The organism is Companilactobacillus muriivasis (assembly GCF_036246245.1).
Taxonomy (GTDB): Bacteria; Bacillota; Bacilli; order Lactobacillales; family Lactobacillaceae; genus Companilactobacillus; species Companilactobacillus muriivasis.
Window position 1 is genome coordinate 61,062 of the sequence record NZ_BTTQ01000004.1, and the last position, 24,773, is coordinate 85,834.

Sequence of the window (24,773 nt, forward strand, 5' to 3'; positions counted from 1 at the left end):
AAAATTTGCTTTGAAAGTTCCTTACACTTCTAACTTAACTGTTGGAGATATCAGATCATACACAGGTGGATATTTACTTGTATCAATGAACTCTTATGAATTAGCTCACCCAAATGGTCCAACATCATCCCCTGTACCTGGAGCTTATATTGCTGATGAAGACAGTACTCCAATTGAAAGTCTCGATGGTATGCAATATCTAACACTCTTACCTGCCAAATCAACAGTTGGGGTTCAAGTTAACCTAGCATCTGATCCAAAAGCCAACCCTGATTTAACTCCATTGGAAGGCATCAAATTAGCTAGTTTGGACTTAGCTGGTAACTTCAGTGATTCAACTGCCAAAGAAATTGACGTCAGCCAAATCAGCAATCTCGATTTATCCGTGGCCGGTACTCTAGATTTGGAAGGTAACACCGATACTAACGGTATTACTCAAGCAGAATTGGATGAAGTGGCCCCAACAATTAACAAGTTTGCCAACAATGGTCAAGGTTTCAATATGATTGAATTCGACAACTCATCTATCAGCGATTTTTCACCTTTGAAAGGTACTGAAACTGGCAAGAGTGTCATGATTGATGCCGTCAGCAACACTATTACTGACAAAACTCCAGTTTACGCTGTCGATGGTGAACCAATTAGCTTTACTGCTCCAAAGTTTCTCGACCCTAGTGGCGTGGATCTAGCACCGCAATACACTTATTCCGGTTCAACTACTAGCGCTGACTTGAAGAACGGTAACCTAACAAGCGATGGCGGTGACAAATTTACTTTAACTAACGCTGACCCTACCGCAAAAACCTTGAGTTATGGTAACTATGGCTTTCACAACGGGTTTACTAAAGGCTCTATGATTCAAGAAAATGTCGGTAATACCTACTTTGAATCGGCCACAACAGTTAACCAACCACTCATTTGGCAAGCTCACCCAACCGTAACTATTAAATATGTCAGCTCCACTGGAACTCCAATTATGAAAAAGAAGGGCATTCCATTAACTAAGACTCTTAGTGGTACCAAGATTGGTTCAGCCTTTGATTTAGCAGCTGACAGTAGACTTGATGGCTACAAGTTAACTAGTCCAGCTAAACTACTAAAGGGTGCCTATACTCAAGACCCACAGACAATTACTTTGAAATACAGAAAAGTTGCAAAACCTCACACAAAACCAGTTGCTGAATCTACAACTCCATCTGTAAAACCTGCCGTAAAACCAGCTAAGAAACCAGTTTTAAAGACAAAGCACCCTGCTCCAACTCGTGAAGAAGTCGTTATCCATACTTTGACCAACGATCCAGATTTAACTGAAATCGGCGTTCACGGAACAACAGTTATCAACGGCAAACCATTCTATCTCCTAACTGACGGTGAATTTGTCGAGGCTAACGATTACGATGCTGTTGCTTCAACTAAGACAGGTATCCTTATCACTCACAACGTTCCACTCAAACTGGTTGACGATAAAGGAATTCCTGTTAGTGAAAAACTTTATCCAAGTACTAAATGGAAATATGACAAATTAGTTGCTATTGATGGTCAAGCATACTATCGCTTAGCTAGTGATAAATATTTGGCAGTTGATTCAGCTACCGTCTTTACCCCTGCTGCCGCTAAAGCTAAAGTTCACCTAAGCGCTAAAACTGCCGTTTATGATTCTCAAGGTAAAAAGCTCAGATTAACTCTACCAGCTGGCAGTACTTGGAGAACCGACGGTTATATTATGGTCGATGGCGTCAAGATGTATCGTGTCGCTACTAACGAATACGTTCCTGCATAATGTATTCAATAAAGGAATCGGTAACCGAAACAAGATTATCGGTTCCTTTTTATGTGATTATTTGTAATGAAATTAGTCTAATTTTAATCTCATCGTTGAATTATCACTTTCAAACCTTATAATTAACTCAACAAGCTGGGCTTTCCCAGCTACTTATTAAAGGGGATGCTTATTATCACATCTGTTCTTTCTGTTCAAAATTTATGCAAAACTTTTCCATCGCACGGGGACGACTTCAAAGCTGTTGATGGCATTAGTTTTGATATTCACGCTGGCGAAATAGTTTCTCTACTGGGACCAAATGGTGCTGGCAAAACTACTACCGTTTCGATGGTCGGTGGCTACTTAATCCCTACCAGCGGTCAAGTTATCATCAACGGAATCAATCGTTACCAAGATAAATTCGATTCAAAAGTTGGGATTGTCCTCGGTGGTGAACTAGGATTTTACGGTCGTGCTAGTGCGGCTGACAATTTGATGTTTTTTTCAGATTTAGCCCGAGTTCCACGCAAAGAACAACATACTGAAGTTGCCCGCGTATTAGACCTAGTCGAATTAACAAATGTTGCCAATAAAAAAGTTCAATTCTTCTCTCGTGGTATGAAACAAAGATTACACATTGCTCGTGCATTATTAGGCAATCCACCGCTTTTGCTATTAGATGAACCTACATCTGGACTGGACGTTGAAATTTCAGCTGAAATCCATCGGATCATCAAGCAATTGGCATCCCAAGGCGTCGCAATCTTATTAACTAGTCACACCATGAGTGAAATCGAATCCTTGGCCGACCAAGTTTTATTGATTGGTGCTGGAAAAATCTTTTCTTCTGGTACAGTTGCCGACTTTATCAAGCAATCTGACGTACATCACATTGACCGACCTGCAACTCTGGAAGAATCATATCTGGCCATTGCACCAAAACTGCGGAGGCCCTAATTATGAGATTTATCAGACTCTTTTGGTTTCATTTAAAAATTTACGCAACTAATCAATATTTTATTTGGCTGACAATCTCCAGTACCGTTTCAATCTTCTTACTGCAATTTGTAATGGCGTACTCAACGCATAATCTCAACGATCCTAGTCTATGGTTACGAAGTGGCGTGTTTGGCTTATGGTCATCAGCAACAACTTCTGCGGGATGCATTGGTTTCCAACGTTTTCAAGGCACTTTGCCTTACATCACCAACACTAGAATTGACAGTCGAATTTCTCTGATGGCATTACTATTACCTGCTTCTAGTTTTGGATTATTGGCCTTTCCGATTTCATATCTTCTAGCAATTATTCTCGGAGTCAATCATGCCAATTTATCATGGTCAATTGTCCTTTTAGTCCTAGCTCTATGGGTATCGGCATCATTGATGGATTTTCTAATCGCTGCCTTTTTCCTACTAACAACCAATGCTATCGTTTATGAAGAGTTGGTAACAATCCCCTTATTATTAGTATCTGGACTATTCTCAACAGCACCTGTTTTAAAGCCAATTCTAGCTCCGTTTCAATGGCTAGTACCTATTTCAGCACCAGTACATGCCTTACTTAATCAACCTGCAAGCTTCAATTATTTGGCCTTTCTAACTAGTTGTATTTTGTGGGTTGTCATAACATGGTTCGTCGCTAATCGAGTGATCCTCATCGCAAAACGGACCGGAAATGTGGGGTTGATGTAATGAAAGTTCAATTTTCTTCATTATCATATTTACAAAATTGGAAGACACGTTTTGTATATTTCATACTGATTCCAATGATTAACCTGTGCCTATTAGTCTTAATCAACGCTCAGTATACAAACACCTTCAATTGGTCAGTCGCAATCGCCACAACAACTTTATCCGGTGGTTCCTTAGCAATGTCCAGTATTTCCCAGCTTTTTGTTATGGATCGAACTTTAAAAATCGACCGTGAGTTGGTAGTTAATCGTCCATTCTCAATCAAATATTGGGGTGATAAAATTCTCACATCTGCTCTAGCTGGGCTGGTTTTAATAATTACTAACTTAATTATCTTAGAACTTTTACAGGCTCCAATTGCCCTACTACTTAGATCCATCGCAATAGCTCCACTCATCATTATTTCAGGTATCATTGTTGGCTTCTTAGCTGCCATTGCCGCTTGGAAGATGAACAATCCTTACTTTTATATGAACTTGATTGGTGCTTTGACAACCATTGTCGCTGGAACATTGGTTTTGGTTGAAAAATATCCACAGTGGTTACGAATTGTCAGTTACTTCTTCCCATTTTCACAGACTATCCGTTATGTTGTTACTGGTCATGGATTGATTTACTGGGACTTAGTTGTTGATCTAATTTGGTTGATATGTGGAATTATTTGTTATCGAGTGCAGATCAAGAAAATATTGAAGGCACCAGAGCAGATTTTCTAGCAGCCGCCTCCAGTTTTTGAGGGAGGCAGGTCTGCTGTGGGACCGGCTCGAGCCAAAGAACGGTCTCGACCCTCGCTTTTGAACTTCGCAAAAACTGCGAATTTCAAAAGACGTCCTGTGCTGTAAGAACGGAAAAATCACCGTTCTAACACCACTACCACTGCTGTCCTGCCTCCCTCAAAAACCTCCGGCTAATTATATTTAATAAAATTTTATTACTTCAATTCCAGAGTATAGACAAACGATATAGTTCATTAACATTAATAATCAATATAAATCCAAAAATAAGGTTCAGAACTCCCATATGCTAGGAATTCTGAACCTTATTTAACTATTTTTGAGCTTTAATCTCTTGAATAAGTTTAGCTTGAGCTTCAGCCTTAAATGCTTTTTCAGCTTGTTGGGTAACTTGCTTTTGTTCATCTGCTGTCATCTTAGGGTTAGCCTTCATGGCCTTCATAACAGCTGCTTTAACGTAAGTTGCGCCTTCTTGCTTCATCTGTGCTTGGAAAGCTTTACTCTTCATCTTCTTTTGCAATTGACTTGCTTGTGTAGTTGTTAGAACTAACCAATCATTGCCAACTTTAAAAGTATTTGTCTGCTTAATGAATTCTTTGTTATTGTCAGAAATTCCGAACAAGAATGAATAAAATCCGTTCTTATATTCCCAACGTGTTGTCTTTCTTTCCAAAGTTGCGGCTGAATAATTTCCAGTCTTAACTTTGTTCGTAACATTCAAATCAACTTTAGTTGTTGTAGGTTTCTTCTTATTAGATGTTTCAGGTGTACGGTAAATGTAAACATCTTCCTTACCCTTAGTACCTAATTCTTTCTTTAATAGAAGATTTGAACCTTTTTGAACTGATTGAATCTGATAAGTCTTTTCACTGACTACTTTTTCCATACCGAAATGATTGTACTCGTTGGAAACCAATAGTATCAATCCCACGATGAATAAAGCAATGAAGGTGAATGATAATGTGTAACCGACTTTCTTATTGTTCAAGAAAACGGCGAAGTAATAAGCTAATATCGCAAAAACTAAAATAGAAATAAGAACCATTATTCTTCACCTGCCAATCTTGTTTTCTTCAATGTATCAGTATCGATAGTCTTTGATTTAGAACTGTTTGTAACTAACAAACTGATCAAATAACCGACGACACAGAATAGAATGGCTACGGCAAAAGCAGCATGATAACCGCTCAAAGTAGCGTTGAAAAAGTCGTTTTTATATTTAAGTGGTGTTTGTGTAAGGATTGCCTTACCTGGTTTCAAATTGTTTGTAACGTTAGTCAAGACACTGACCAAAATAGCTGTACCCATTGAACTGAATACCTGACGAACAGTATTATTTACGGCTGTACCATGACTCATCAAGTTGAATGGCAAAGCGTTCATACCGTCAGTTGTAACAGGCATCATAACCATGGAAATACCGAACATACGAACCATGTAAAGTACTACGATATCGAACACTGGTGTTGATTTTGTAAGGAACAAAAATGGAATTGTACCGGCAGTTAACAAGAACATACCCATACGTGCCAAGTCTTTAGGTCCATATTTATCAAAAGCATTACCAGTAATTGGACTCATGATACCAATCATCAAAGCACCAGGTAGCAATGTTAAACCTGAATGGAAAGCTGACATGCCTTTAACGATTTGTAGGTATAGTGGAAGAACCATTTCAACACCAATCATTGCCATGTTAGTAACAGATGACAAAGCGGCGGCGATGGCGAATTTCTTTTCTGTGAAAACACGTAATTCCAAGAATGGTGTCTTCATGTGTAATTGGCGGTAACCAAATAATAGAATGAAAATAATACCGACTGCGATTGAACCTAAAACAGTCAATGAACCCCAACCGTCGTCACCAACTGATGAGAATCCATAAAGAATGGCACCAAAACCAACTGTTGATTCGATCAACGAAAGAACATCTAGCTTTGAACGATGAGTCTGAATAACAGGTCTCATAAAAAAGAAAGCTAGAATCAAAACTAGGATAACGATAGGAATGATCATTCCGAAAAGATCTCTCCATGTCCAGTTATCAATGATGAAACCTGAAAGTGTAGGTCCGATAGCAGGAGCAAGTCCAATAACCAAACCACCAAGTCCCATGGCAGCACCACGTTGGTTAGCCGGGAAAATTGATAACATAACAACTTGCATAAGTGGCATTGTGATACCAACACCAACCGCTTGAATCAAACGACCTGCAAGAATAACTCCGAAAGTTGGAGCTGTGAAACACATAATTGTACCGACTAAGAAAGTCGACATAGCGATAATATATAAAATCTTTGTACTGAAGTTATTGCTCAACCAAGCAGTAACCGGAATCATAATACCGTTAACCATCAAAAATCCAGTTGTTAGCCACTGAACATCTGAAGTTGTAACACTGAATTCTTTCATCAATGTTGGGAATGCGGTTGTCAAAATTGTACCGTTTAAAACTGTACAGAATGTACCAACAAGTAATACCAAAACCAATAAGTTACGGTTAAATGGCTTGCCGTGTGCATCCACAATTGCTTTATTACTAGGCATAATTGTAAATCCTCTTCTCCAAAAAATTATTTAGAAGGTATCTCGATGCTGTCTAAATTCCTATAAACCTTTTCTAATATACTCTCCAGTTGTGCTTGTTCCTCAGAAGTAATACCCTTAAACATCACTTCATTGCTCGCATGAAAGTCACGACGAACTTTATCATAAAGCTCTTCACCCTTCTCGGTAATCATGACGACCTTTCGTCGACCATTATCGGGATCAGGTTTGCGTAAGACATATCCATAATTCTCAAGTTTTTTCAATGAACGGGCAACAATCGCACCGTCGGATACAGTGATTTCAACGATTTTATCCTGAGTGCAAGATTTATTTTTATAAACGATTGATAAGAGGATACCTTCAAAAGCATTTAGCCCCTTATCCTTCAAATAACCGGATGCGATTCGTCGTTTGATTGACGTATATTTCATCACAAAACCAATTAAATTATAATCGTCCATAAATTCACCTCATTTTATTTAAAAAAACTTTTTCTTTTTTAAGAACAAATGACATCTTACACCCGACTCTTGACAATATCAAGAGTTAACCCTGATTTATTTTCATAAATTTTATTATTTGTTTTCAGAAAACGTTTTACTGGGGCCACTCCGGTTGCCAGTGATTTTTGTCTGCTATGGGACCGGCTCGAGCCAAGGTACGGTCTCGACCCTCGTTTTTGAGCCGAAACCCGCGTCTCAAAAACGTCCTGTGTTGTAAGAGCTAAAGCTCTAACAACACCTCCATAGCGGACAAAAATCACTGGCAACCTCCGTTCATTGTTCTGGATATTGTTTAACTCATTACTTTAATACAGTGAATAATTCAAAAAAGTTCAAAAAAATAGCCCGATACAATATAACTAAAGTTATACATACCGAACTATTAAACATTTTTCTATCATTATCAAATATATTAAAAATATAAACCGTAGTTCCAAATACACTAGTCGGAGGTGACAAATAATTCTAACAGCAGTGCAATTGGCGTTACGGCTTTAGCCGTTACACCACAGGACGTCTTTTGAGACGCGGTTTTCGGCTCAAAAGCGAGATTCGAGACCGCACTTTGGCTCGAATCGGTCCCCACAGCAGGCAGAATTTATTTGCCACCTCCGGCGGCATTACAAAAACTAATCAAAGTAGTTAACACCAATTGCTTTTCTAACTTCTGACAGTGTTTGGTTAGCTACGACGTTGGCATTGTCGCTACCTTTTTTAAGAATGTCATAAACGCCAGGAATATCTTTTTCATATTCAGCACGTCTATTACGAATTGGTTCAAGGATTTCTTGTAATACATCATTTAAATAACGTTTAACTTTGACATCCCCTAGACCACCAGCTTGATATTGTTCCTTCAATTCAGCAATCTTCTCTGTATCTGTACCGAAAGCATCTAAGTATGTGAAGACTGTGTTGCCTTCAATTTTACCTGGATCTTCAACGTGTACGTGATCTGGGTCAGTATACATTGACATAACTTTCTTTGTGACAACGTCTGCTGGGTCTGATAGGTAGATACAGTTGCCTAATGACTTACTCATCTTTGCATTGCCATCGATACCAGGTAGTCTTCCTTGGCCCTTTGGTGGAAAGTATCCTTCTGGTTCAACTAATGTGTCAACGTTATAAGTGTTATTGAATGTACGAACGATTTCACGAGCTTGTTCCATCATTGGTTCTTGGTCATCACCGACTGGAACTGTATCGGCTTTAAATGCTGTAATATCAGCTGTTTGACTGACAGGATATGTTAAGAATCCAGCAGGAATACTTTGGCCGAAACTCTTTTGTTTGATTTCAGTCTTAACAGTTGGATTTCTTTCCAAACGTGAAACACTTACAAGGTCAAGGTAGTACATTGTCAATTCGTTCAAAGCTGGAATTTGTGATTGAACTAAAATATTAGTTTTAGCTGGGTCAATACCGACTGAAAGGTAGTCGAGTGCAACTTGAATCAAACTGTTACGAATCTTTTCAGGGTCACGTGCGTTATCTGTCAAAGCTTGCATATCAGCAATCATGATAAACATCTTGTATTTGCCTTCGTTTTGAAGCTTAACGCGGTTCTTCAATGAGCCTAAATAATGTCCAATATGTAACTTACCTGTAGGACGGTCCCCAGTTAAAATTGTATTTGTTTTCATGTTTTTCCTCCTGGATTCATTAAATGCAAAGATATTTTTAAGGTGGTATAATAGCTCTCTTGCTATAAAAAAAGCGCCCTATTATATGTAAAAATATAATAGGACGCTTTAGCGTGGTGCCACCTGTTTTGTAGATTTTACTCTACCACTCAAAGTTATAAGGTGACTACCCATACCATTTCCTAAAACAAGGTTGATAACTTTTTCAGACAGGAAGTTATTCTCTGGACCAACTTACTTGAATTAGTACTCAAAAATGTCTATGCTTTAATGTACTCTAATTGCTATTAGCATAATTAAAAATCGACAAATTGTCAACGAGAGGTATTTTAATGACGATCAATCAATCTAAACAAGAAGAACAAGAACGTGTCAATGCAGTCGCTGAAAAGATTGACAAAAAAATTGAACGTGTCGATGCAAGTATCGCTCAAGCTCATCAAGAAACCCACCGAATTGAACGTAATTACGGCGAAAATACAAAAGTTAATACTACTGAAATCGATGACCAAATGGAAACTAACGCTTCCGTTCAACAACAGAAGCAATTGGTTGAATTGGCCGTTGAAAATGAAAATATTTTAAATAACAACAAATTAAAACTCGAGAACCTTCAAGGCTCACCTTACTTTGGAAGAATCGATATCGTTGAAGATGGCGAAGAAGATACACTCTACATCGGAACGTCAACACTTCAAGATGATGATGGAAACTTTCTAATTTATGATTGGCGGGCTCCAATTTCTGGAATTTATTACAATGGTGTCTTAGGAAAAGTACATTATCAAACTCCGAACGGTCCCACAACAGTTGATTTGAAGAAGAAACGTCAATTTCAAATTGTCCACAATCACATTCGAACGATGTTTGATACTAACGAAACGGTTGGGGATGAAATTCTCCAATCTGTTTTGAGCGAATACAGCGATGAATATCTTCGAAATATCGTTTCAACCATTCAACGTGAACAAAATACTATCATCCGTGACACCCACTCTGACGTCCTATTAGTTCAAGGTGTGGCGGGTTCTGGTAAAACATCTGCTATTCTCCAACGAGTTGCCTACCTGCTCTATCATAGCCGTTCAACGATGAATGCGGACAACATCGTCCTCTTCTCACCTAATAAACTCTTCAGTAACTATATTTCTGAAGTCTTACCAAGTTTGGGTGAAAGAAATATGCGTCAAGTTACATTGAATGAATTTATTTCTCTACGACTAACTGGTGTGCACGTGGAAACACTTTTTGAACGTTATGAAAAAGATGAACGTAATTTACCAGAGACGACTGTTAAAATCCGTCTATTAAAAGAAAGCGGCGAATTTCTCGACCAATTGTCTGAACTTGAAGAATCACATCCTGAACACATTCTCCACTTTGAAGATGTTATCTTTGACGGTAAACCTTTCTTTACTAAAGAAGAGATTTCGGAAATTTACGACCGCGTCAATCACGCTTATCACATCCCTGACCGTTTCTTAAAGACAAAAAATGTCTTGATTAAACGACTACAAAAACGAATTCACAACGACCGCAATAAAGATTGGGTTCAAGCTGAAATTGATAACTTGTCTGACGAAGATTTTCAACAGATTATCACTGATCACAACATTGAAGAGTCCGCTGACCAACGTGATATCATTGCCGAAGAATTCTTGCGTGAACGTTACGCTCCAATTTACAATGCCTTGGTCAATAACTACTTCTTCAATCCTTATAAGGAATACTCTTTCCTATTGAATGAAATGGATCAAGACCTTGTGCCTAACAATGTTTGGCAGACAATGGTTGAATCAATTGACGACCACATTGAGTCCCATAACCTTAACCTCAGCGATTCAGTCGCCGTACTTTACTTGCGTGACTTAGTTACTGATGATGGCATCAACCATGCTATTCAACATATTTTTATTGATGAAGTTCAAGATTACACGATGGCACAGTTGAAATACATCTCCCACGCTTTTCCAAATGCCAAAATGACTTTGTTGGGTGACCGTGCTCAAGATGTCTTGACGAGTTCTTATCGTAAAAAAGATTTAGTAACCGAAGTCAACGAATTATTCAGTAAAAAGAAAATCACAACTATCACACTCAACCAGAGTTATCGTTCAACTGCCGAAATCACTAACTTTGCGACAAGACTGTTACCAAATGGCGATGAGGTCAAAGCTTTCTCACGTCAAGGTGAAGACCCAGTTATCAAAGTTTTCGACAACAACGATTACTATCAAGGTTTGAAAGATACTGCTCGTGAGTTGAATAAAAAATATGATACTGTGGCGATTTTGACTCGTAATCAAGCTCAAGCTGAACAAATTTATACCCATTTCAGTGACGAATCGATTATTACCTTGATTGATGCTGATTATCGTTCCATTCCAAAGGGTATTCTCGTATTACCGATTTACTTGGCTAAAGGCTTGGAATTCGACGCTGTTATCGGACATGATGTTTCAGCAACAAACTATCCAGACGAACGCAGTACTGATGTGTTGTATACAATTTGTACGCGTGCTATGCATAGTTTGACGTTATGTGTTGATAGAGAAATTTCACCATTGTTGAGTCATGAACCAGCTAATTTGATTTCAGAACCATAGATTAGCTTTTTTTCAGAGCTGAGAGTAAGCCTTCCGAATATTTGAATGATTTATCGACAATTACCATAAAGCCCAACATATCCAAACAACTAAAAATCCCAATGCAATCAATCTAATGATTACATTGGGATTTTTTATCTATATAATTAAATATTTGTTTTCTCTATGACCTTGTATCTTCAACTCTATTAAAGGCCTTTAAAAAAATCATCTTTAGTATCAAAACTAGCATAGTAAAGTCCCGTATTACCTGATTTCTGAGCAATAACTCCCAGATTATCAATTAATTTTTCCTGATCTTTGGGAAAATATATTTTATGTGCTGGACCCATGCTATAAATATATGAAACCAATTTACTGATTAATCTTTCTGGATATTTACTGCTGTCGATAGTCTTTTCCACTTGAAGCAAAACGTCTGTAATATCATGTAGAGAATGTTCCATTTTATAATCATTTCTCTGAACTATTAACTCATATAGTGATTTGATAATTTTCTTACTCTCAATAACATCGCTTTGTACTTTAGAATTACCCATAACGAATCCTCCCACCAAATTTATTGCTTGTATAACTTCAAGTTAAGTTTAATTGGTAATCTATACAAGCTTACCCTTGCAGACAGTGGGGTCTCACTATTTAAGACATGACTAAGGTACTTCGTTATAACGGTTAAAATTACTTGTGACTATGTACTAACAAGCGAAAATCTGATAGCAGTCTGTCTGGAACAAGAAATACTAAAATACACAAGGATACACTTAACACGAAGTCAATGAATAAGGCGCCAACTATAATTCCCATACTCCAATATGGATCTGCATCTACTTCTAAATTACCGGTTACCACAAATAAAATCATATTAATTACAAATACAACTATAAAAAAACAAAAAATTCCAAAAAGGCTCTTAAACGAGTTAACTTTATGAGCATTTGGACCAGTGATTACATACATAATCAGAAAAATCAAAAGCGAAATAATCGCCACATGATATGGCAATTTAAAATTACTTAAAAACTGGATTAATAACAAAATGAAACTCATCCAAAGAAATAAATATAGAATGACGGTAATCTTTTTGTTTTTTCGATTGTTTGCTACTTCAGTTTGGTAATGCTTAATGGTATTGTCCTCTTTTAACAAATTATCCAAAGAAATATCAAAAGTATTACTTATATTTACCAGTGTTTTTATATCTGGAAAACTTCGACCATTTTCCCATCCGGACACTGTTTTTCGAGAAACGTTAAGTTTCTGTGCAAATTGTTCCTGCGTCATTTTATTTTCTTTTCTACAAATTTTAATCTTATCCGAAAGATCCATTAATACCATCATCTTCTTTTAACTATAAAAGGCTACATCCACTAAAAAACTGGATATAGCCTCTTTTGATTTCACTATAATTTAACTTAAATAATAATTGTACCAACTGCGGCACTGACCATCGCAACAAAGATAGCCATTTTTTCATCTTTTGTATATAGGTATGTTAAAGCATAGCACCAGCCCAAGGCCATCATCATCATGAATTGGAAAAGTGAACCTGGTAAACTGATCAATCCACCAACGACACCACTGAGAATGATTCCCATAACAGCGCTGTATGCAGAAGTCTTTCTAAAGAAGTAGTTAAAGAAAAATCCTGTCTGAACTAACTGTTGTTGAACCGCTACGATAAAGACGTTAGCAATCATATTAAATAGAAAAACATTCTGGTCTGAACTCAAAACATCATCGTTAGCAAATCTAGGTAATTTACCAGTAACTTGCAAATAACTCACCATGATTCTTAACAAACAAACCATAACAATCATCAAGCTGACTAGTCCGATATTCGAAACTAACGAATAAACAAAACCATCAGCTGTGTCTGAAAATGACTTCTCTTCACGGACATATTTTCTAATCATCAAAAATAATGTGAACAAACCGACAACAAAGAATGCAATGACCACAGGTGTATCGAGACCTTTTTGGTTGGCAGCATTATTTTTCAACATCAATGTTCCAATCGAAAATGCAATCCAAATTAAATATCTAACAAAATCAGTCCCTGGGGATTCTCCTACGCGCATAATAACTTCTTCCAATCAATAATTTTACTTTGTCATTATATCATACGCTAATACTTCATTTTCAGTCGGTTTTCAACTATTATTAAAGGGTGCCGTCTCCGGAAATGAGGTTAGTTAGTCCCACTGCTGTGCGGACCGGGCCGAGCCAAGGTCTCGTCCCTCGGTTTGAAGACTTACCACAGTTCGGTAAGTCTCCAAACACGCCCGGTGGTGTAAGAACGGCAAGAATCGCCGTCCTAACGCCACTTTCACTGCAGTGGACTAACCTCATTTCCTCCGACTAATTTAACTGGTTATAATCTGATTATGCTAAATTAGAGATTGGACAAATTTTACAAATTTATTCAATTCTTAAACTTTTATCACCCTATATTTCCAGAAAATATATATATCGCAATTTTTAATACTCTAGCCATCGGATGTAAGTAACAAAGTCTGCAGTGGTAGTGGTGTAAAATTCGCGTACTTTGCGAAGTTCAAAACCGAGGGTCGAGACCGCACTCTGGCTCGAGCCGGTTCCACAGCGACTTTGTTTCTTATATTCGATGGCGGAAGCATTTGGAGGAATTTCTTAATGAACAAAAATCACCGGATTTTTTATCTCGATTTTATTCGTGTTATCGCTATTTTTTTGGTCATTTTCATTCATGTTTCCGCAATCGATACCATCAAAAATATCGGTACGGGACAGTGGCAGATAACTAAAATTCTTAATTATTTTGCCCATATCAGTGTGCCAGTTTTCTTCATGATCTCTGGCTCGTTGCTACTAAATAGTAAAAAAACTACTTCGCTTAGTTATACGTGGAAACAACGAATTCCGCGAGTTACGATTCCTTTTATTATGTGGTCGGTCATTTCGCCAATCGTAGTTGGAATTTACGCCCATTCATTGTCTTTCCACAATGTCTTCAGCGTTGTAAAAACGATTCTCTATCATCCCACATCTCCAACACTTTGGTTCATGTATCCCCTAATTGGAATTTACATTCTGTCACCGGTTATTAAAACCTTCGTGCAAGATGCGACAACTGAGATGTTAGTCTATGTCACAGGTATCTGGCTTGTCACCTGTTCACTTTTACCATCGTTAGCAGTACTTCTACCTAAAGACATGCAAACTATCTTAGAGCTTTCGCCAGTCGCTAATTTCTTCTTAGTTGGTGGCTTCACAGGTTACTTTATTCTTGGATATTTATTGACTAAGGTAAAAGTCGAAAACACTAATAATATTGTTCTAATTCTAATTTTCTTAATTTCTGGAGTTGCTGGTAATTACGTTTCCACTGCCGTTCCTCAAATTTATGACGTTAATAATGGTTACTATGTCACTTCAATATTCATCCCCATCATGTCAGTTGCAGCGTTCATTCTTTTGCAAAAATGGGGCAGTCGCATTAAATCACCTACAACAATTAAAACTTTTGAATTCTTATCACCATTAGTCTTTGGAGTTTATCTAATTCATAACCTCCTGATTCTATATGTGGAACCTTGGTTCACTAATCACGTGGCAGTCCGCGGATTGGCAGCCACTTTCATGCGTTACATCGTTGTCAGCATTTTATCAGTTGTAATTATCTGGATTTTCAATTTGATTCCGGGTATTAGATATTTGTTAAATGGTAATTCTAAAAAGAAAAAATAATCACTAAAAAATCGTAACAGCCGAATTTAATGGTTGTTACGATTTTTTGATTTCTATGAAATTTAATTTTCTTTCTTAATGTGTGTTGCTTTCAAAACCAAACCAAAGGCTAACAAGATCAATCCACCAATTGTTGCTAGAATACCTGTGGTTGCACCTGTTTGTGGCAATAAACCAGAGTTTGATGTCGTACTTGGTGTTTGAGATACGTCACTATTTTTACCAACAACATTTGGTAATAGGCCATTATTCAAATCACCAGAAGTACCGGGATCAGTTCCTTCAGAACCACCGTTAGTGATTATATTTCCGTCACCATCAGTATTTTCATCGGTCTTTTCATCGGTACCGTTGCCTTCTTCATTGCCGTTGTCATCTTTGTCATCAGTTCCGGGCTTTTCCGTACCTGGCTTTCCAGTATCTGGTTTCTCGGTACTTGGCTTTTCGGTATCAGGATTCTCAGTACTTGGCTTTTCAGGATCAGTCGTGTTGCCAGTTTCTTCGCCTTCATTGTCATCAGTATCTTTGTCTTCTTCACCAGTACTTGGTTCCTCAGGTTCAGTAGTATTTCCAGTTTCTTCGCCTTCATTACCGTCATCGGTATCTTTGTCCTCTTCACCCTCATTATCATCTGGATCAACTAATCCACCAGTATCAGGGTCAACATCGTTGTCATCCTCTTCATCAGGATGATCAATATTAGGATTCTCTACTTCTTCTTTATCTAGCTCCCCAGGAAGTGTTACAACGTGGTCAAAATCAGTTTCAATTTTAGAATCATCTTGCAGGTCCCATCTGTGAGTCTCTGCATTAATAATTACTCTGTTAGCAACAATGTTGCCATCTAAATTTTGGTGAACGTCAACAGTTGCTCTAGGTGCTAGAAGACTGCCCTGGAAAGTAGCATTGATATTAATTTCACCATTATAAAGTCCGTCACTATCTGTATCTGTACTATCATAAAAATTCCATAATATATGGTTATCATCAAAGTACTCAGTTTCTTGATTAGGCCGGTCCTTAATATCATTTCCCTTCCCATCAGTATAAATCAATTTAATTGGGGAGTTGACGTCATAAGGACTTTCACCTTTAGTATCAACATTAATGATAATATTAGTTCCACCCTTTTGTGAAGATAACCCATAAATATATAGCGGTGTGCCTTGAGTAAGGACAGTTGGATCTAAATCAATTACCGTATGATTATCATCAGTATCCTCATAATTCTCTAAGTTGATCTCTCTTTTATTTGGATCCTTAAAATCATCATTAGTAACTTTTCTTTGTGGATTTATCTTTGTTAAATCACTTGATTTAGCGCTCATATCACCACTAAGATAACCTTTTATATCAATATATGGCTTATTTTTATCCTTGTCTTGGTAAACTTCTCCTTCTTTAAGATGATCCAAAAATTGATTATTTATCTTTGGACGACTGGCATCTGAAAGGTCTATTTCATTGTCAAAACCAAAAACAACCTTATTTTCTCGTGTATTTCCACTTTCTACGAAAGAACTACTAGAAATATTTCTGGAGTCTGAATATATGAGACTTCTTTATCCAGTCCGCCATCTTTAATATTCGTACCAAAATTAACATTCCCATATAATTGGCCAACAGCCAAATTACCATTAGTATGTGTATTCAAAGTTGCTTCGTTAGCAAAAATATGGAAATTAGATGCATATCCCAATTGATTCTTAGCTGCCGAATAATCATCTGAAACATGACCACCATCCCGAGGAACAGTATTGGCAGCTTGAGTTACTGCCTGCTGACCATTATTTACAGATTGTGTTTTTATAATCGAATTATTAACAGTATCCCCATTATTAGTTGCGTCTGCTTGAACAGTAGTACTGATTCCCATAAGTACAGCTGCACTAAGTGCAACACATGATAAAGCCCATTCTTTTCCCTTTTTATTTAACATAATTAACTAAACCACCCTCATTAATTTAGAATAATTATTATCTGTTATAAATATGGTAATAAATTATTTATGAAAATTATTACGCTACTCTAAAATATTGTCAAATCAGGTTTTACATCACTATTAATGTATTTAATGGTCTATACAGTTAAAAAATAAAAGACATAAAATATCCCATCACTTTGAATTAGCCCTCTAATATAAGAACACAAATTAGTCGGAAGAACTGAGAATATTTACCCGCTGTGGGTGTGGCGTTAGAGCTTTAGCTCTTACACCACCGGGCGTGTTTGGAGCCTTACCTGTCTTTGGTAAGGCTTCAAACCGAGGGGCGAGACAGCACTGTGGCTCGGTTCGGTCCGCATAGCGGGTAAATATTATCGGTTCTGGAGACGGCATAATAAAAACGCCTAACAATTTGTTAGACGTTCATTTTTTTATTTCTAAGTCGTTAAATCGGGGAGGAATTTAACATTAATTTCTTGGTTCATCACCCATAGCAAAGACTGCCACGCAACCAAATCCTGTGTGACTAGAAATTGTCATACCAATCGGATAAATTTGAACATCAGCTGTACTAATATGTTCAATAATCCGTGCTTTGACAACTTCTGCAGCTTCGTAATCGCCACTTGTCGTGACAATCACCGGTTGTGTTGGGTCACTCTTCATTGCTTCTAACGTTTTATCGGCTAGTTCAAACAATGATTTCTTGCGCGTTCTCGTTTTAGAAACCATTCGTAATTTACCATCGGGATCAACATCTAAGATAGGTTTCACCTGCAATATTGTCCCTAAAGCGGCTGAGGTTCTGGAAATGCGGCCACCATGATAAAGATAATTTAAATTATCAACTGTAAACCATGATTGTAATAACATTTTATTTTCGTCAAACCATTTTACAAATTCATCTAAAGTAGCTCCAGATTTTTGTAATCTGATAGCTTTAAGAACCATCAAACCTTCACCACCACTGGCAGCGAGCGTATCAACAATGCGAATATCAGCGTCAGGATAAGTTTCTAACAATATCTCTCTAGCTTGATTAGCACTCGACAATGAGCCACTGAGTCCGCCAGAAAATCCGACGTAAACAATTGGTGTTTTACTTTCAACATATGGTTTAAAGAATTCCAAGTATTCACCAACATTGACCTGTGTCGTAGTTGGCATAATGCCAGCTCGAATTTGTTTGTAGAAGTCATTGATATCATAACTTTTTCCAAAATCGTTGATTAAATCTTGATCACCAATCTTCGTATGAAAACTGATAGCGGCAACGTTACTTGCCTCTAAAGTAGCTAGCGGTAAATCGCATTCTGAATCAGTCAGTATTTGATACATTCTCCCGCCCCCTATGGTTGGATTAGTGAGTTAATTACAGTTCGTATTTAAGCCACTGAATAATAATACCATTTATTTTAGTTTTGCAAACTGTGTTATCTAGTTTTTAAAACTAGGTGTATTTTTTGTTTAAACTCAAGGCCATCTCCAGGTCTGAGAACATTCACCTGCTATGCGGACCGGTCCGAGCCATAGTACGGTCTCGAACCTCGATTTTGAGCTTCGCAAAGTACGCGAATCTCAAAACTCGCCCGGTGGTGTAATGGCAAAAGCCATAACGCCACTACCACAGCTGGTGAATATTCTCAGACCTTCCGACTAATTTATTTTAAATAAAAAGTAATAAATCCCCTCTATTTAACAATGGAACTACTTTATTCTAACATTTATAAATCATATCAACTGTTTTTCATATTATGAATTTTATCCATATCGCTACCAGTTAGCGGATTTCATATAATATAATTATTTTTACGTAGGAATTAATCATGGACACTAACGAATGGATTATGGACGACCATCAAATTAAACCATTTGATGATGGAGATGAAATAATGACTCTCTTTACAAATATAATTGGTGATCGAATAACAATCTACATTTTTAAAATAAACGATAATAAAATACAATTATCAGACGATGGCAACACTCTTAATGATTTAGTTTTACTGGGTATTGATATAAAAAATAATGAAAAATCAAAAATCATTAAAGATATCCTTTACTCATCCAAAGTCCAGCTGACGAATAATCAAATTTTAAAAATTGATGGTCAAAAAGAAAACCTTAAGATAATGGGACAAGATTGGATTCAAACTATTATAAAGCTTGATGATTCGCTAACAACCGAAAATAACCAATATTGATTCAAATACCAGGTTTGAAAAAAATATTCATTAGTCGTCATTTTCATCTGTAAATTTCAAGCTTATCTGTTGTGCATCTTTTTTATGCTTGCTGGTTCAACAGTCATACGTGCAAAGAACCGATTAAATCAACGTTTACAGATGATTAGTTTGCACACTCTATATTTTTGAAACTTTTCTAAAACTCTAAAATGCAAAGAAAATGCAAACTCGTTTGCACTTTTATGAAAATTGGCAATTGTGCAAAAAAATGAAATAGCCCCTCAAACGTTATAGTATCAACGCTTGAAGGGCTACTATCATTACTCGTGAAACTATGTGAAACAGATAAAAAGCCGTCTATCGGATTTGAACCGACGACCCCCACCTTACCATGGTGATGCTCTACCTATCTGAGCTAAGACGGCATAAACACTTTCTACATTTTAGCAAATTTCCTAAACGTAGAAAATGCTTTTAATTAAAATGCTTCGATAATTTCGGAAATTCCAGTGGCAAAGAAGAAAAATGCCAACATGAAGACGATGAAACTACCGGCCAAAACTGGGTTGAATAATAAGATTATAGCGAATAGCAAGTTCAAGCAAGCTAAAATCACAATCAAAATGTAATACTTTTTTCCAAAGAAATGGTAGAAACGTGATGTTAAAATTTGGAAAACCGCATCTATCAAGAACCAGATGGCAAACATATAGACGATTACTGCGACTCCCACATTCAGGTGAGAAATAAAAATAATACCAATAATAATATTAATAACGGCTCCCAAAATCGTCCAACCGCTACGAACACCTAGAAAACGTGTCATCTGTGATCCAAACCACAATTGATAGACCCCACGCAAAATAACGAAGACTCCAAAAATTACGGCCAGAGTTGACAAACTCTTTAATGGATACCAAGTAACTAAATAACCAGCGTATAAAGAAATCAATCCGATAATAAAGCCGAACCAGTCAAAACGACGCTTTGGTTCACTCATAAATATCCCCTCCTCTCCTCGAGAATATTTTAACATTATCCATTATCAAAGTTGAATGATATGCGCTATAATAGAAAGGCTAAGAATATTATTAGGTTAAGCGAAAGGTTGTAAAATTGTCCCCTAACAAAGAAAATTATTTAAAAACTATATATGAACTAAATTATGACTTTACCAAAATAACTAACAAACGCATCTCCGAAATCATGAATGTTTCCGCCCCATCAGTAACAGAAATGTTGAATGCGTTGGCCAGTGAAGGCTATTTGACTCACTCCCCATACAACAAAATCGTGTTGACTCCAAAGGGAAATAAAGTTTCCGAAAAACTAGTCCGCACGCATAGATTATGGGAAGTCTTTTTGCATGAGAAGCTTAAATATCCGGTTGATAACGTGCATCATAACGCCGATGCCTTAGAACATTCCTCAGATGACGACCTAGTTGACCATCTAAACGACTTTCTAGATCATCCGCAACGTTGCCCACATGGTGGAATTATCCCTGGTAACGGTCAAGGTGAAACTGACGCTGATGATAAATTACTAAGCATGGTTCCCGATGGCGCTAAAGTTCAAATCGTCAGAGTGTCTGACAATTATGATTTCTTACAATACTTTGGCAGCTTGAATTTGGAAATCGACGATACTGTAGAAATTATTAAACACGAGAAGTTTGATAATTCATTAGTAGTCCGCAAAGCTGATGGTACCAACATTACAATCGGCGCAAAGGCTATCGATTATATCTTCGTTGAAAATAGATAAATTAGAGAAGTTCGGCAAAAGCTGAGCTTCTTTTTTTGTTGCCGCTTCCGGTGGGCAGTAATGCAGTTCTGCTATGGGGACCGGTGTGAGCCAAGGTCTCACACCTCGATTTTGAACTCCGCAAAAACCGCGAATTTCAAAACTCGTCCCGTGGTGTAACGGCTAAAGCCGTAACGCCACCTCCATTGCAGACTACATTACTGCCCACCTCCAGCTAGATATTTTTACCTGATAAATTAACAAGACTCAATTTTCAGTATTCATAGTTTTAAATACTACTGAACCTGTTTAATCAATAATTGAAAGTTTATATCACCGTTACAACGAATCAAACATTTCAGTCTATAGACAAAACCAGACACCAGGTGCGAGTGATTGGGCTAGCCGTGAAGGTAGTATAAGTGCGTAAGCACTCATACTACGGGACGACTTTTGAGCCTTGCCGATTTTGCAAGGCTCAAAAGCGAGATTCGAGACCGTACTTTGGCTCGAATCGGTCCCCACAGCCAGCCCAAATCACTCGCACCCGGTGGCGGCATCCTTCAATACACAACAAAAAAATCCCAATGAATAAAATATATTCATCGGGACCAAGATATTAGTTTTGCGTATTAGTTTTGTTGATTTTTTTGATTATTCTCTAACACTTTTTGATAAAAAACAGACATCGTCAATTGCTCGTAAGGTTGTAACCAAACAGACAACAACTCATGTGTCATAGCGTTCAAAATTTCCCAGAAGAAAAATTCGAAACACAATGAAAAGTAAGTCCACTTATATCCTCTCATCAAAACTGAACTACGGCTGAAGGTTGAAAATGCCATTCGCAATGACCACTTGCCTTGTTGTTCCTCAACGTCATCCTTAAACACTAAGAATACCTGTGAAAAGATCAATAGGAACCAGACACCTGGAATGAAATATAGCATAAATCCAGCTTCTAAAAACAGTCCAAACAGTGCCGTAATGAAAATCATTGGGAAGAAATAACGTCCCGAGAATGCCTGCAAACTATCGCGCAATGCATTGATTTGATAATCTGGATTTCGTAATTTATCAAGTATTGTATAGGAAACTCCGACACAAGCCATGATAAAGAAAAACATGAACGCGTAGACGATAACACTTGTTTGTGGTGTCAAAGTTAACATATATTTATCAACTGAACTTGGATCATTCGCCATATTAGACGAAATTTCAGATAAGCGTTGACTAGTCTGATTTGGATCGGCCAAATTAACGTTCAGATTAGCCATCCAAGAAGTATAAAGTTTTGTTCCAAAAAACACTGCCAAGAATCTCAATAAGATTGGAATTACATTTAAAGAAATATTTCCTTTAATATCTTTTCGAAAAGCTCTATGAGCCTCACGACGAATTTCCATGGCAGATATTCGATTAAAGTTAGTATTCATCAATATCCCTCACAATAGATAACGCCATTATAACAAAGATGACTACAACAACCTAATCTACTTAACTGTAATAGTTCCTTTAGTAGCTTTCACATCAAGCAAGTTGGCAGCGTCAGTTTTATTTTCAAAACTGGTTCCATAACTCTTGTCAAAATAACGGACAATTCCCTTGTCAGTGCTGAGTTTCAAGCCATCAACAGTTAACTTTTCACCGGTAAAACGACCAGTATTGAAGAGTCTCACAAGATTCTTATTCATCATAGTTGTCTTATCAAATTCGACTTTACCATGGTTAACAAAAGCCTTCATTGAGTCGATATTAGATGATTCAATATCCAAATTTGATTGATCAAGGTTGATATTGGCATTCTTCAATGTTGTATTTTCGGCATCAATTTCTGAATGTGCACTGGCTGTTAAGGAAAGATTCGTAATATTAGAATTTTTCATTTCCATATCAGCGTTATACAAATTAATTTTATCGGCGTTATGAACCGTTACATCGCTCAAGGACATATCGGCATCATAATCCATGTCTTTCGACGTTTTAACCAAACTATTTATCGTTACATCACTAATATGAATCTTACTATTGGCAGTTCTCAAATTAACATTGTCCAAAGTTTTATTCATTGGAATTGTGATTGTTACCTTTTCACGTCCGAGAACATCGACACCAATACGACCTTTTTTGTTGCTGCCAGTCACTGTCAAAGTACCATCTTTAACACTATAAGTTGGAGCTTGAGACTTATCACCGTCGATATGAATCTTATAACGGTCACCGAATTTAATATTAATATCCGTGTCTCGACCTTCAACATAAATATTGTCAAAGTCAGATAACGGATAAGTTTCATTTTTAACTTGGGCTACTTTGAAACCATGATCCCAAACAACTGAACGATTGGCGCCCATTAGGATTCCACCGAGCAATAATAAGCCACCGGCAATCAATAAATAAAATCCTGTCACGAAATACTTACGCATTTTCTTTTTCCCCCTTCATTGGAGTTTTTCTTCCACGTAGCATCTTTTTACCTAACCAACGGAAGAAAATCACGATGACACTGAAGAACCATTTGAGTAATGCAACGATGATTGGAATGATGAAGAAGTCGACACCTAGAATCAATAGTCCGACACCAACGTAGAAAACGGTTGTCGCAAATGATTGAAACATTACCGATAATCCGATAAATATAGCTCCAATTCCACCAACTACTGACATGGCAACCATGAATAGGAACAGAAGAATGAACAGAACTCCTAAGCCTAGGAACAATAGAATTAATGGAATCAAGATAATAGCAATCAAAATTGCCACTGGTGATGCCATTAACGCCAAGATAACTAAGCCAATCATCTTCAAATTTTTGGAAAAACGTTGATTGCCTGTCATCTGTCCATTATCGACACTTTGATAATTTTCCTCTGACATCTTAATCGAATAGTCTGCCAAAACCTTACGTGCCAAATGCTTTGGTGTTCCCAACTCATTAATAATGGCATCTGATGATTGCAAATTAGCATCAATGATATATTCTCGATAAAATTCAAGCACATCTTGTTTTTCTTTATCACTTAATTGATGTAAATATATTTCAAATTCATCAATATAAGTATCAATCGCTTTATTCTTCATTATTCCCCTCCAAGATAGCATCCGTAGCTGCCTTTAATTCTTGCCAATTGCCTCTGATTTCATCCAAACGTCTTAGACCCTGATCGGTAATCTTATAGTAGCGACGATTTCGACCTTCATAAGCCTCATCGTAGGTACTCAACCAATCCTCTTTTTTCAGGCGACGCAAGATGGGATACATAGTTGATTCTGATATGGGAAAGACTTTCTTTATTTCCCTAGTAATCGCATAACCGTAGTAATCCTCTTTGGTCAACAGAGCTAAAACTGAACCCTCAAGAATCTCAGTCGAAACTTGAATTGCCATATTATCTCCTCGTTTCTCAATATTATACGTCGTATAATATGTTTTCATTAACAATATATTATAAAGTATATGTTATGTCAAATTTTCCGCCGGAGGGTGAGAGGGAGTCTCGCATGCTATGTGACCGGTGCGAGCCACGGTCTCGCGCCTCGATTTTGAGCTTCGCAAAGTACGCGAATCTCAAAATACGTCAGTGTTGTAAGAGCAGAAAACCACTGCTCTAACGACACTTTCATGGCATTTGGACTCCCTCTCACCCTCCGGCTCTTGTATTTTGGATTCAGATA

General features: G+C 37.3%; 23 protein-coding genes and 1 tRNA gene. 8 read left to right on the forward strand and 16 right to left on the reverse strand.

Features of this window, described 5'->3' with window-relative positions; genetic code table 11:
* Positions 1–10: 10 nt before the first annotated feature.
* From AAA923_RS06070 to AAA923_RS06085, 4 genes are all read left to right on the forward strand, one after another.
* Positions 11–1,780: an SLAP domain-containing protein gene (locus tag AAA923_RS06070; protein ID WP_338215488.1), complete on the forward strand. Its 1,770-nt coding sequence runs from the start codon at positions 11–13 to the stop codon at positions 1,778–1,780.
* Positions 1,781–1,945: 165 nt separating this feature from the next.
* The gene (locus tag AAA923_RS06075) at positions 1,946–2,719 is read left to right on the forward strand and encodes an ABC transporter ATP-binding protein (protein ID WP_338215489.1); all 774 of its coding nucleotides are present in this window, start codon (positions 1,946–1,948) and stop codon (positions 2,717–2,719) included.
* 2 nt (positions 2,720–2,721) lie between these two features.
* Positions 2,722–3,456, forward strand: a complete 735-nt coding sequence (locus AAA923_RS06080) for a multidrug ABC transporter permease (RefSeq protein WP_338215491.1) — start codon at positions 2,722–2,724, stop codon at positions 3,454–3,456.
* On the forward strand, positions 3,456–4,172 hold the full coding sequence (locus AAA923_RS06085; RefSeq protein WP_338215493.1) for an antibiotic transporter permease: 717 nt from the start codon (positions 3,456–3,458) through the stop codon (positions 4,170–4,172). The genes AAA923_RS06080 and AAA923_RS06085 overlap by 1 nt, the downstream gene beginning before the upstream one ends.
* Positions 4,173–4,503: 331 nt before the next feature.
* On the opposite strand, the gene AAA923_RS06090 is transcribed toward AAA923_RS06085, so the two are convergent.
* The 4 genes from AAA923_RS06090 to trpS form a co-directional block, all read right to left on the reverse strand.
* A complete protein-coding gene (locus tag AAA923_RS06090; RefSeq protein ID WP_338215495.1) occupies positions 4,504–5,235 on the reverse strand; it encodes a DUF4811 domain-containing protein in 732 nt (243 codons plus the stop codon).
* Positions 5,235–6,737, reverse strand: a complete 1,503-nt coding sequence (locus tag AAA923_RS06095) for an MDR family MFS transporter (RefSeq protein WP_338215496.1) — start codon at positions 6,735–6,737, stop codon at positions 5,235–5,237. Before AAA923_RS06095 ends, AAA923_RS06090 begins: the two co-directional genes overlap by 1 nt.
* Before the next feature lie 26 nt (positions 6,738–6,763).
* The gene (locus AAA923_RS06100) at positions 6,764–7,201 is read right to left on the reverse strand and encodes a MarR family winged helix-turn-helix transcriptional regulator (protein WP_338215498.1); all 438 of its coding nucleotides are present in this window, start codon (positions 7,199–7,201) and stop codon (positions 6,764–6,766) included.
* 671 nt (positions 7,202–7,872) lie between these two features.
* The gene (trpS, locus tag AAA923_RS06105; protein ID WP_338215500.1) at positions 7,873–8,889 is read right to left on the reverse strand and encodes a tryptophan--tRNA ligase; all 1,017 of its coding nucleotides are present in this window, start codon (positions 8,887–8,889) and stop codon (positions 7,873–7,875) included.
* 332 nt (positions 8,890–9,221) lie between these two features.
* Between trpS and helD the strand changes: the two genes are divergently transcribed.
* On the forward strand, positions 9,222–11,495 hold the full coding sequence (gene helD / locus AAA923_RS06110; RefSeq protein ID WP_338215502.1) for an RNA polymerase recycling motor HelD: 2,274 nt from the start codon (positions 9,222–9,224) through the stop codon (positions 11,493–11,495).
* A 188-nt stretch (positions 11,496–11,683) separates the two neighbouring features.
* Here helD and AAA923_RS06115 read toward each other — a convergent pair whose 3' ends face one another.
* The 3 genes from AAA923_RS06115 to AAA923_RS06125 form a co-directional block, all read right to left on the reverse strand.
* Entirely contained in the window at positions 11,684–12,034 is a 351-nt protein-coding gene (locus tag AAA923_RS06115; RefSeq protein WP_338215504.1) for a bacteriocin immunity protein, read from the reverse strand.
* A gap of 139 nt (positions 12,035–12,173) precedes the next feature.
* A complete protein-coding gene (locus AAA923_RS06120; RefSeq protein ID WP_338215506.1) occupies positions 12,174–12,821 on the reverse strand; it encodes a helix-turn-helix transcriptional regulator in 648 nt (215 codons plus the stop codon).
* Between the two features lie 86 nt (positions 12,822–12,907).
* Complete coding sequence (locus AAA923_RS06125) at positions 12,908–13,573, reverse strand: CPBP family glutamic-type intramembrane protease (protein ID WP_338215508.1); 666 nt, start codon at positions 13,571–13,573, stop codon at positions 12,908–12,910.
* Positions 13,574–14,147: 574 nt separating this feature from the next.
* Here AAA923_RS06125 and AAA923_RS06130 point away from each other — a divergent pair.
* Positions 14,148–15,221, forward strand: coding sequence for an acyltransferase (locus AAA923_RS06130; RefSeq protein WP_338215510.1), 1,074 nt, complete (start codon positions 14,148–14,150; stop codon positions 15,219–15,221).
* A gap of 62 nt (positions 15,222–15,283) precedes the next feature.
* On the opposite strand, the gene AAA923_RS06135 is transcribed toward AAA923_RS06130, so the two are convergent.
* From AAA923_RS06135 to AAA923_RS06145, 3 genes are all read right to left on the reverse strand, one after another.
* Positions 15,284–16,636: a collagen-binding domain-containing protein gene (locus AAA923_RS06135; RefSeq protein WP_435890164.1), complete on the reverse strand. Its 1,353-nt coding sequence runs from the start codon at positions 16,634–16,636 to the stop codon at positions 15,284–15,286.
* A 95-nt stretch (positions 16,637–16,731) separates the two neighbouring features.
* Positions 16,732–17,160 (reverse strand): hypothetical protein, encoded by a 429-nt coding sequence (locus AAA923_RS06140; protein ID WP_338215512.1) that lies wholly within the window; start codon positions 17,158–17,160, stop codon positions 16,732–16,734.
* Between the two features lie 474 nt (positions 17,161–17,634).
* Positions 17,635–18,504, reverse strand: coding sequence for a DegV family protein (locus AAA923_RS06145; protein WP_338215514.1), 870 nt, complete (start codon positions 18,502–18,504; stop codon positions 17,635–17,637).
* A gap of 488 nt (positions 18,505–18,992) precedes the next feature.
* On the opposite strand from AAA923_RS06145, the gene AAA923_RS06150 reads away from it, so the two are divergent.
* The gene (locus AAA923_RS06150; protein ID WP_338215516.1) at positions 18,993–19,370 is read left to right on the forward strand and encodes a DUF1828 domain-containing protein; all 378 of its coding nucleotides are present in this window, start codon (positions 18,993–18,995) and stop codon (positions 19,368–19,370) included.
* A gap of 333 nt (positions 19,371–19,703) precedes the next feature.
* Here the strand turns inward: AAA923_RS06150 and AAA923_RS06155 are convergent.
* Positions 19,704–19,777, reverse strand: a tRNA-Thr gene (locus tag AAA923_RS06155).
* A 53-nt stretch (positions 19,778–19,830) separates the two neighbouring features.
* On the reverse strand, positions 19,831–20,352 hold the full coding sequence (locus AAA923_RS06160; protein ID WP_338215517.1) for an HdeD family acid-resistance protein: 522 nt from the start codon (positions 20,350–20,352) through the stop codon (positions 19,831–19,833).
* Between the two features lie 116 nt (positions 20,353–20,468).
* On the opposite strand from AAA923_RS06160, the gene AAA923_RS06165 reads away from it, so the two are divergent.
* Positions 20,469–21,119 (forward strand): metal-dependent transcriptional regulator, encoded by a 651-nt coding sequence (locus tag AAA923_RS06165; RefSeq protein WP_338215519.1) that lies wholly within the window; start codon positions 20,469–20,471, stop codon positions 21,117–21,119.
* 611 nt (positions 21,120–21,730) lie between these two features.
* On the opposite strand, the gene AAA923_RS06170 is transcribed toward AAA923_RS06165, so the two are convergent.
* The 4 genes from AAA923_RS06170 to AAA923_RS06185 are packed head-to-tail and all read right to left on the reverse strand — an operon-like array spanning position 21,731 to position 24,486.
* A complete protein-coding gene (locus AAA923_RS06170; protein WP_338215521.1) occupies positions 21,731–22,534 on the reverse strand; it encodes a DUF975 family protein in 804 nt (267 codons plus the stop codon).
* A gap of 57 nt (positions 22,535–22,591) precedes the next feature.
* The gene (locus AAA923_RS06175) at positions 22,592–23,524 is read right to left on the reverse strand and encodes a DUF4097 family beta strand repeat-containing protein (protein WP_338215523.1); all 933 of its coding nucleotides are present in this window, start codon (positions 23,522–23,524) and stop codon (positions 22,592–22,594) included.
* On the reverse strand, positions 23,517–24,179 hold the full coding sequence (locus AAA923_RS06180) for a DUF1700 domain-containing protein (protein WP_338215525.1): 663 nt from the start codon (positions 24,177–24,179) through the stop codon (positions 23,517–23,519). The genes AAA923_RS06175 and AAA923_RS06180 overlap by 8 nt, the downstream gene beginning before the upstream one ends.
* Positions 24,169–24,486, reverse strand: a complete 318-nt coding sequence (locus AAA923_RS06185) for a PadR family transcriptional regulator (RefSeq protein WP_041499815.1) — start codon at positions 24,484–24,486, stop codon at positions 24,169–24,171. The genes AAA923_RS06180 and AAA923_RS06185 overlap by 11 nt, the downstream gene beginning before the upstream one ends.
* Positions 24,487–24,773 lie beyond the last annotated feature (287 nt).

Bases quoted from the DNA above. Each gene is read 5' to 3' on its own strand.
- AAA923_RS06095 (WP_338215496.1), bottom strand. From the start codon at position 6,737: ATGCCTAGTAATAAAGCAATTGTGGATGCACACGGCAAGCCATTTAAC.
- helD (WP_338215502.1), top strand. From the start codon at position 9,222: ATGACGATCAATCAATCTAAACAAGAAGAACAAGAACGTGTCAATGCA.
- AAA923_RS06090 (WP_338215495.1), bottom strand. From the start codon at position 5,235: ATGGTTCTTATTTCTATTTTAGTTTTTGCGATATTAGCTTATTACTTC.
- AAA923_RS06075 (WP_338215489.1), top strand. From the start codon at position 1,946: ATGCTTATTATCACATCTGTTCTTTCTGTTCAAAATTTATGCAAAACT.
- trpS (WP_338215500.1), bottom strand. From the start codon at position 8,889: ATGAAAACAAATACAATTTTAACTGGGGACCGTCCTACAGGTAAGTTA.
- AAA923_RS06150 (WP_338215516.1), top strand. From the start codon at position 18,993: ATGGACACTAACGAATGGATTATGGACGACCATCAAATTAAACCATTT.
- AAA923_RS06125 (WP_338215508.1), bottom strand. From the start codon at position 13,573: ATGCGCGTAGGAGAATCCCCAGGGACTGATTTTGTTAGATATTTAATT.
- AAA923_RS06180 (WP_338215525.1), bottom strand. From the start codon at position 24,179: ATGAAGAATAAAGCGATTGATACTTATATTGATGAATTTGAAATATAT.
- AAA923_RS06115 (WP_338215504.1), bottom strand. From the start codon at position 12,034: ATGGGTAATTCTAAAGTACAAAGCGATGTTATTGAGAGTAAGAAAATT.
- AAA923_RS06145 (WP_338215514.1), bottom strand. From the start codon at position 18,504: ATGTATCAAATACTGACTGATTCAGAATGCGATTTACCGCTAGCTACT.
- AAA923_RS06080 (WP_338215491.1), top strand. From the start codon at position 2,722: ATGAGATTTATCAGACTCTTTTGGTTTCATTTAAAAATTTACGCAACT.
- AAA923_RS06100 (WP_338215498.1), bottom strand. From the start codon at position 7,201: ATGGACGATTATAATTTAATTGGTTTTGTGATGAAATATACGTCAATC.
- AAA923_RS06175 (WP_338215523.1), bottom strand. From the start codon at position 23,524: ATGCGTAAGTATTTCGTGACAGGATTTTATTTATTGATTGCCGGTGGC.
- AAA923_RS06185 (WP_041499815.1), bottom strand. From the start codon at position 24,486: ATGGCAATTCAAGTTTCGACTGAGATTCTTGAGGGTTCAGTTTTAGCT.
- AAA923_RS06170 (WP_338215521.1), bottom strand. From the start codon at position 22,534: ATGAATACTAACTTTAATCGAATATCTGCCATGGAAATTCGTCGTGAG.
- AAA923_RS06120 (WP_338215506.1), bottom strand. From the start codon at position 12,821: ATGGATCTTTCGGATAAGATTAAAATTTGTAGAAAAGAAAATAAAATG.
- AAA923_RS06130 (WP_338215510.1), top strand. From the start codon at position 14,148: ATGAACAAAAATCACCGGATTTTTTATCTCGATTTTATTCGTGTTATC.
- AAA923_RS06140 (WP_338215512.1), bottom strand. From the start codon at position 17,160: ATGTTAAATAAAAAGGGAAAAGAATGGGCTTTATCATGTGTTGCACTT.
- AAA923_RS06085 (WP_338215493.1), top strand. From the start codon at position 3,456: ATGAAAGTTCAATTTTCTTCATTATCATATTTACAAAATTGGAAGACA.
- AAA923_RS06160 (WP_338215517.1), bottom strand. From the start codon at position 20,352: ATGAGTGAACCAAAGCGTCGTTTTGACTGGTTCGGCTTTATTATCGGA.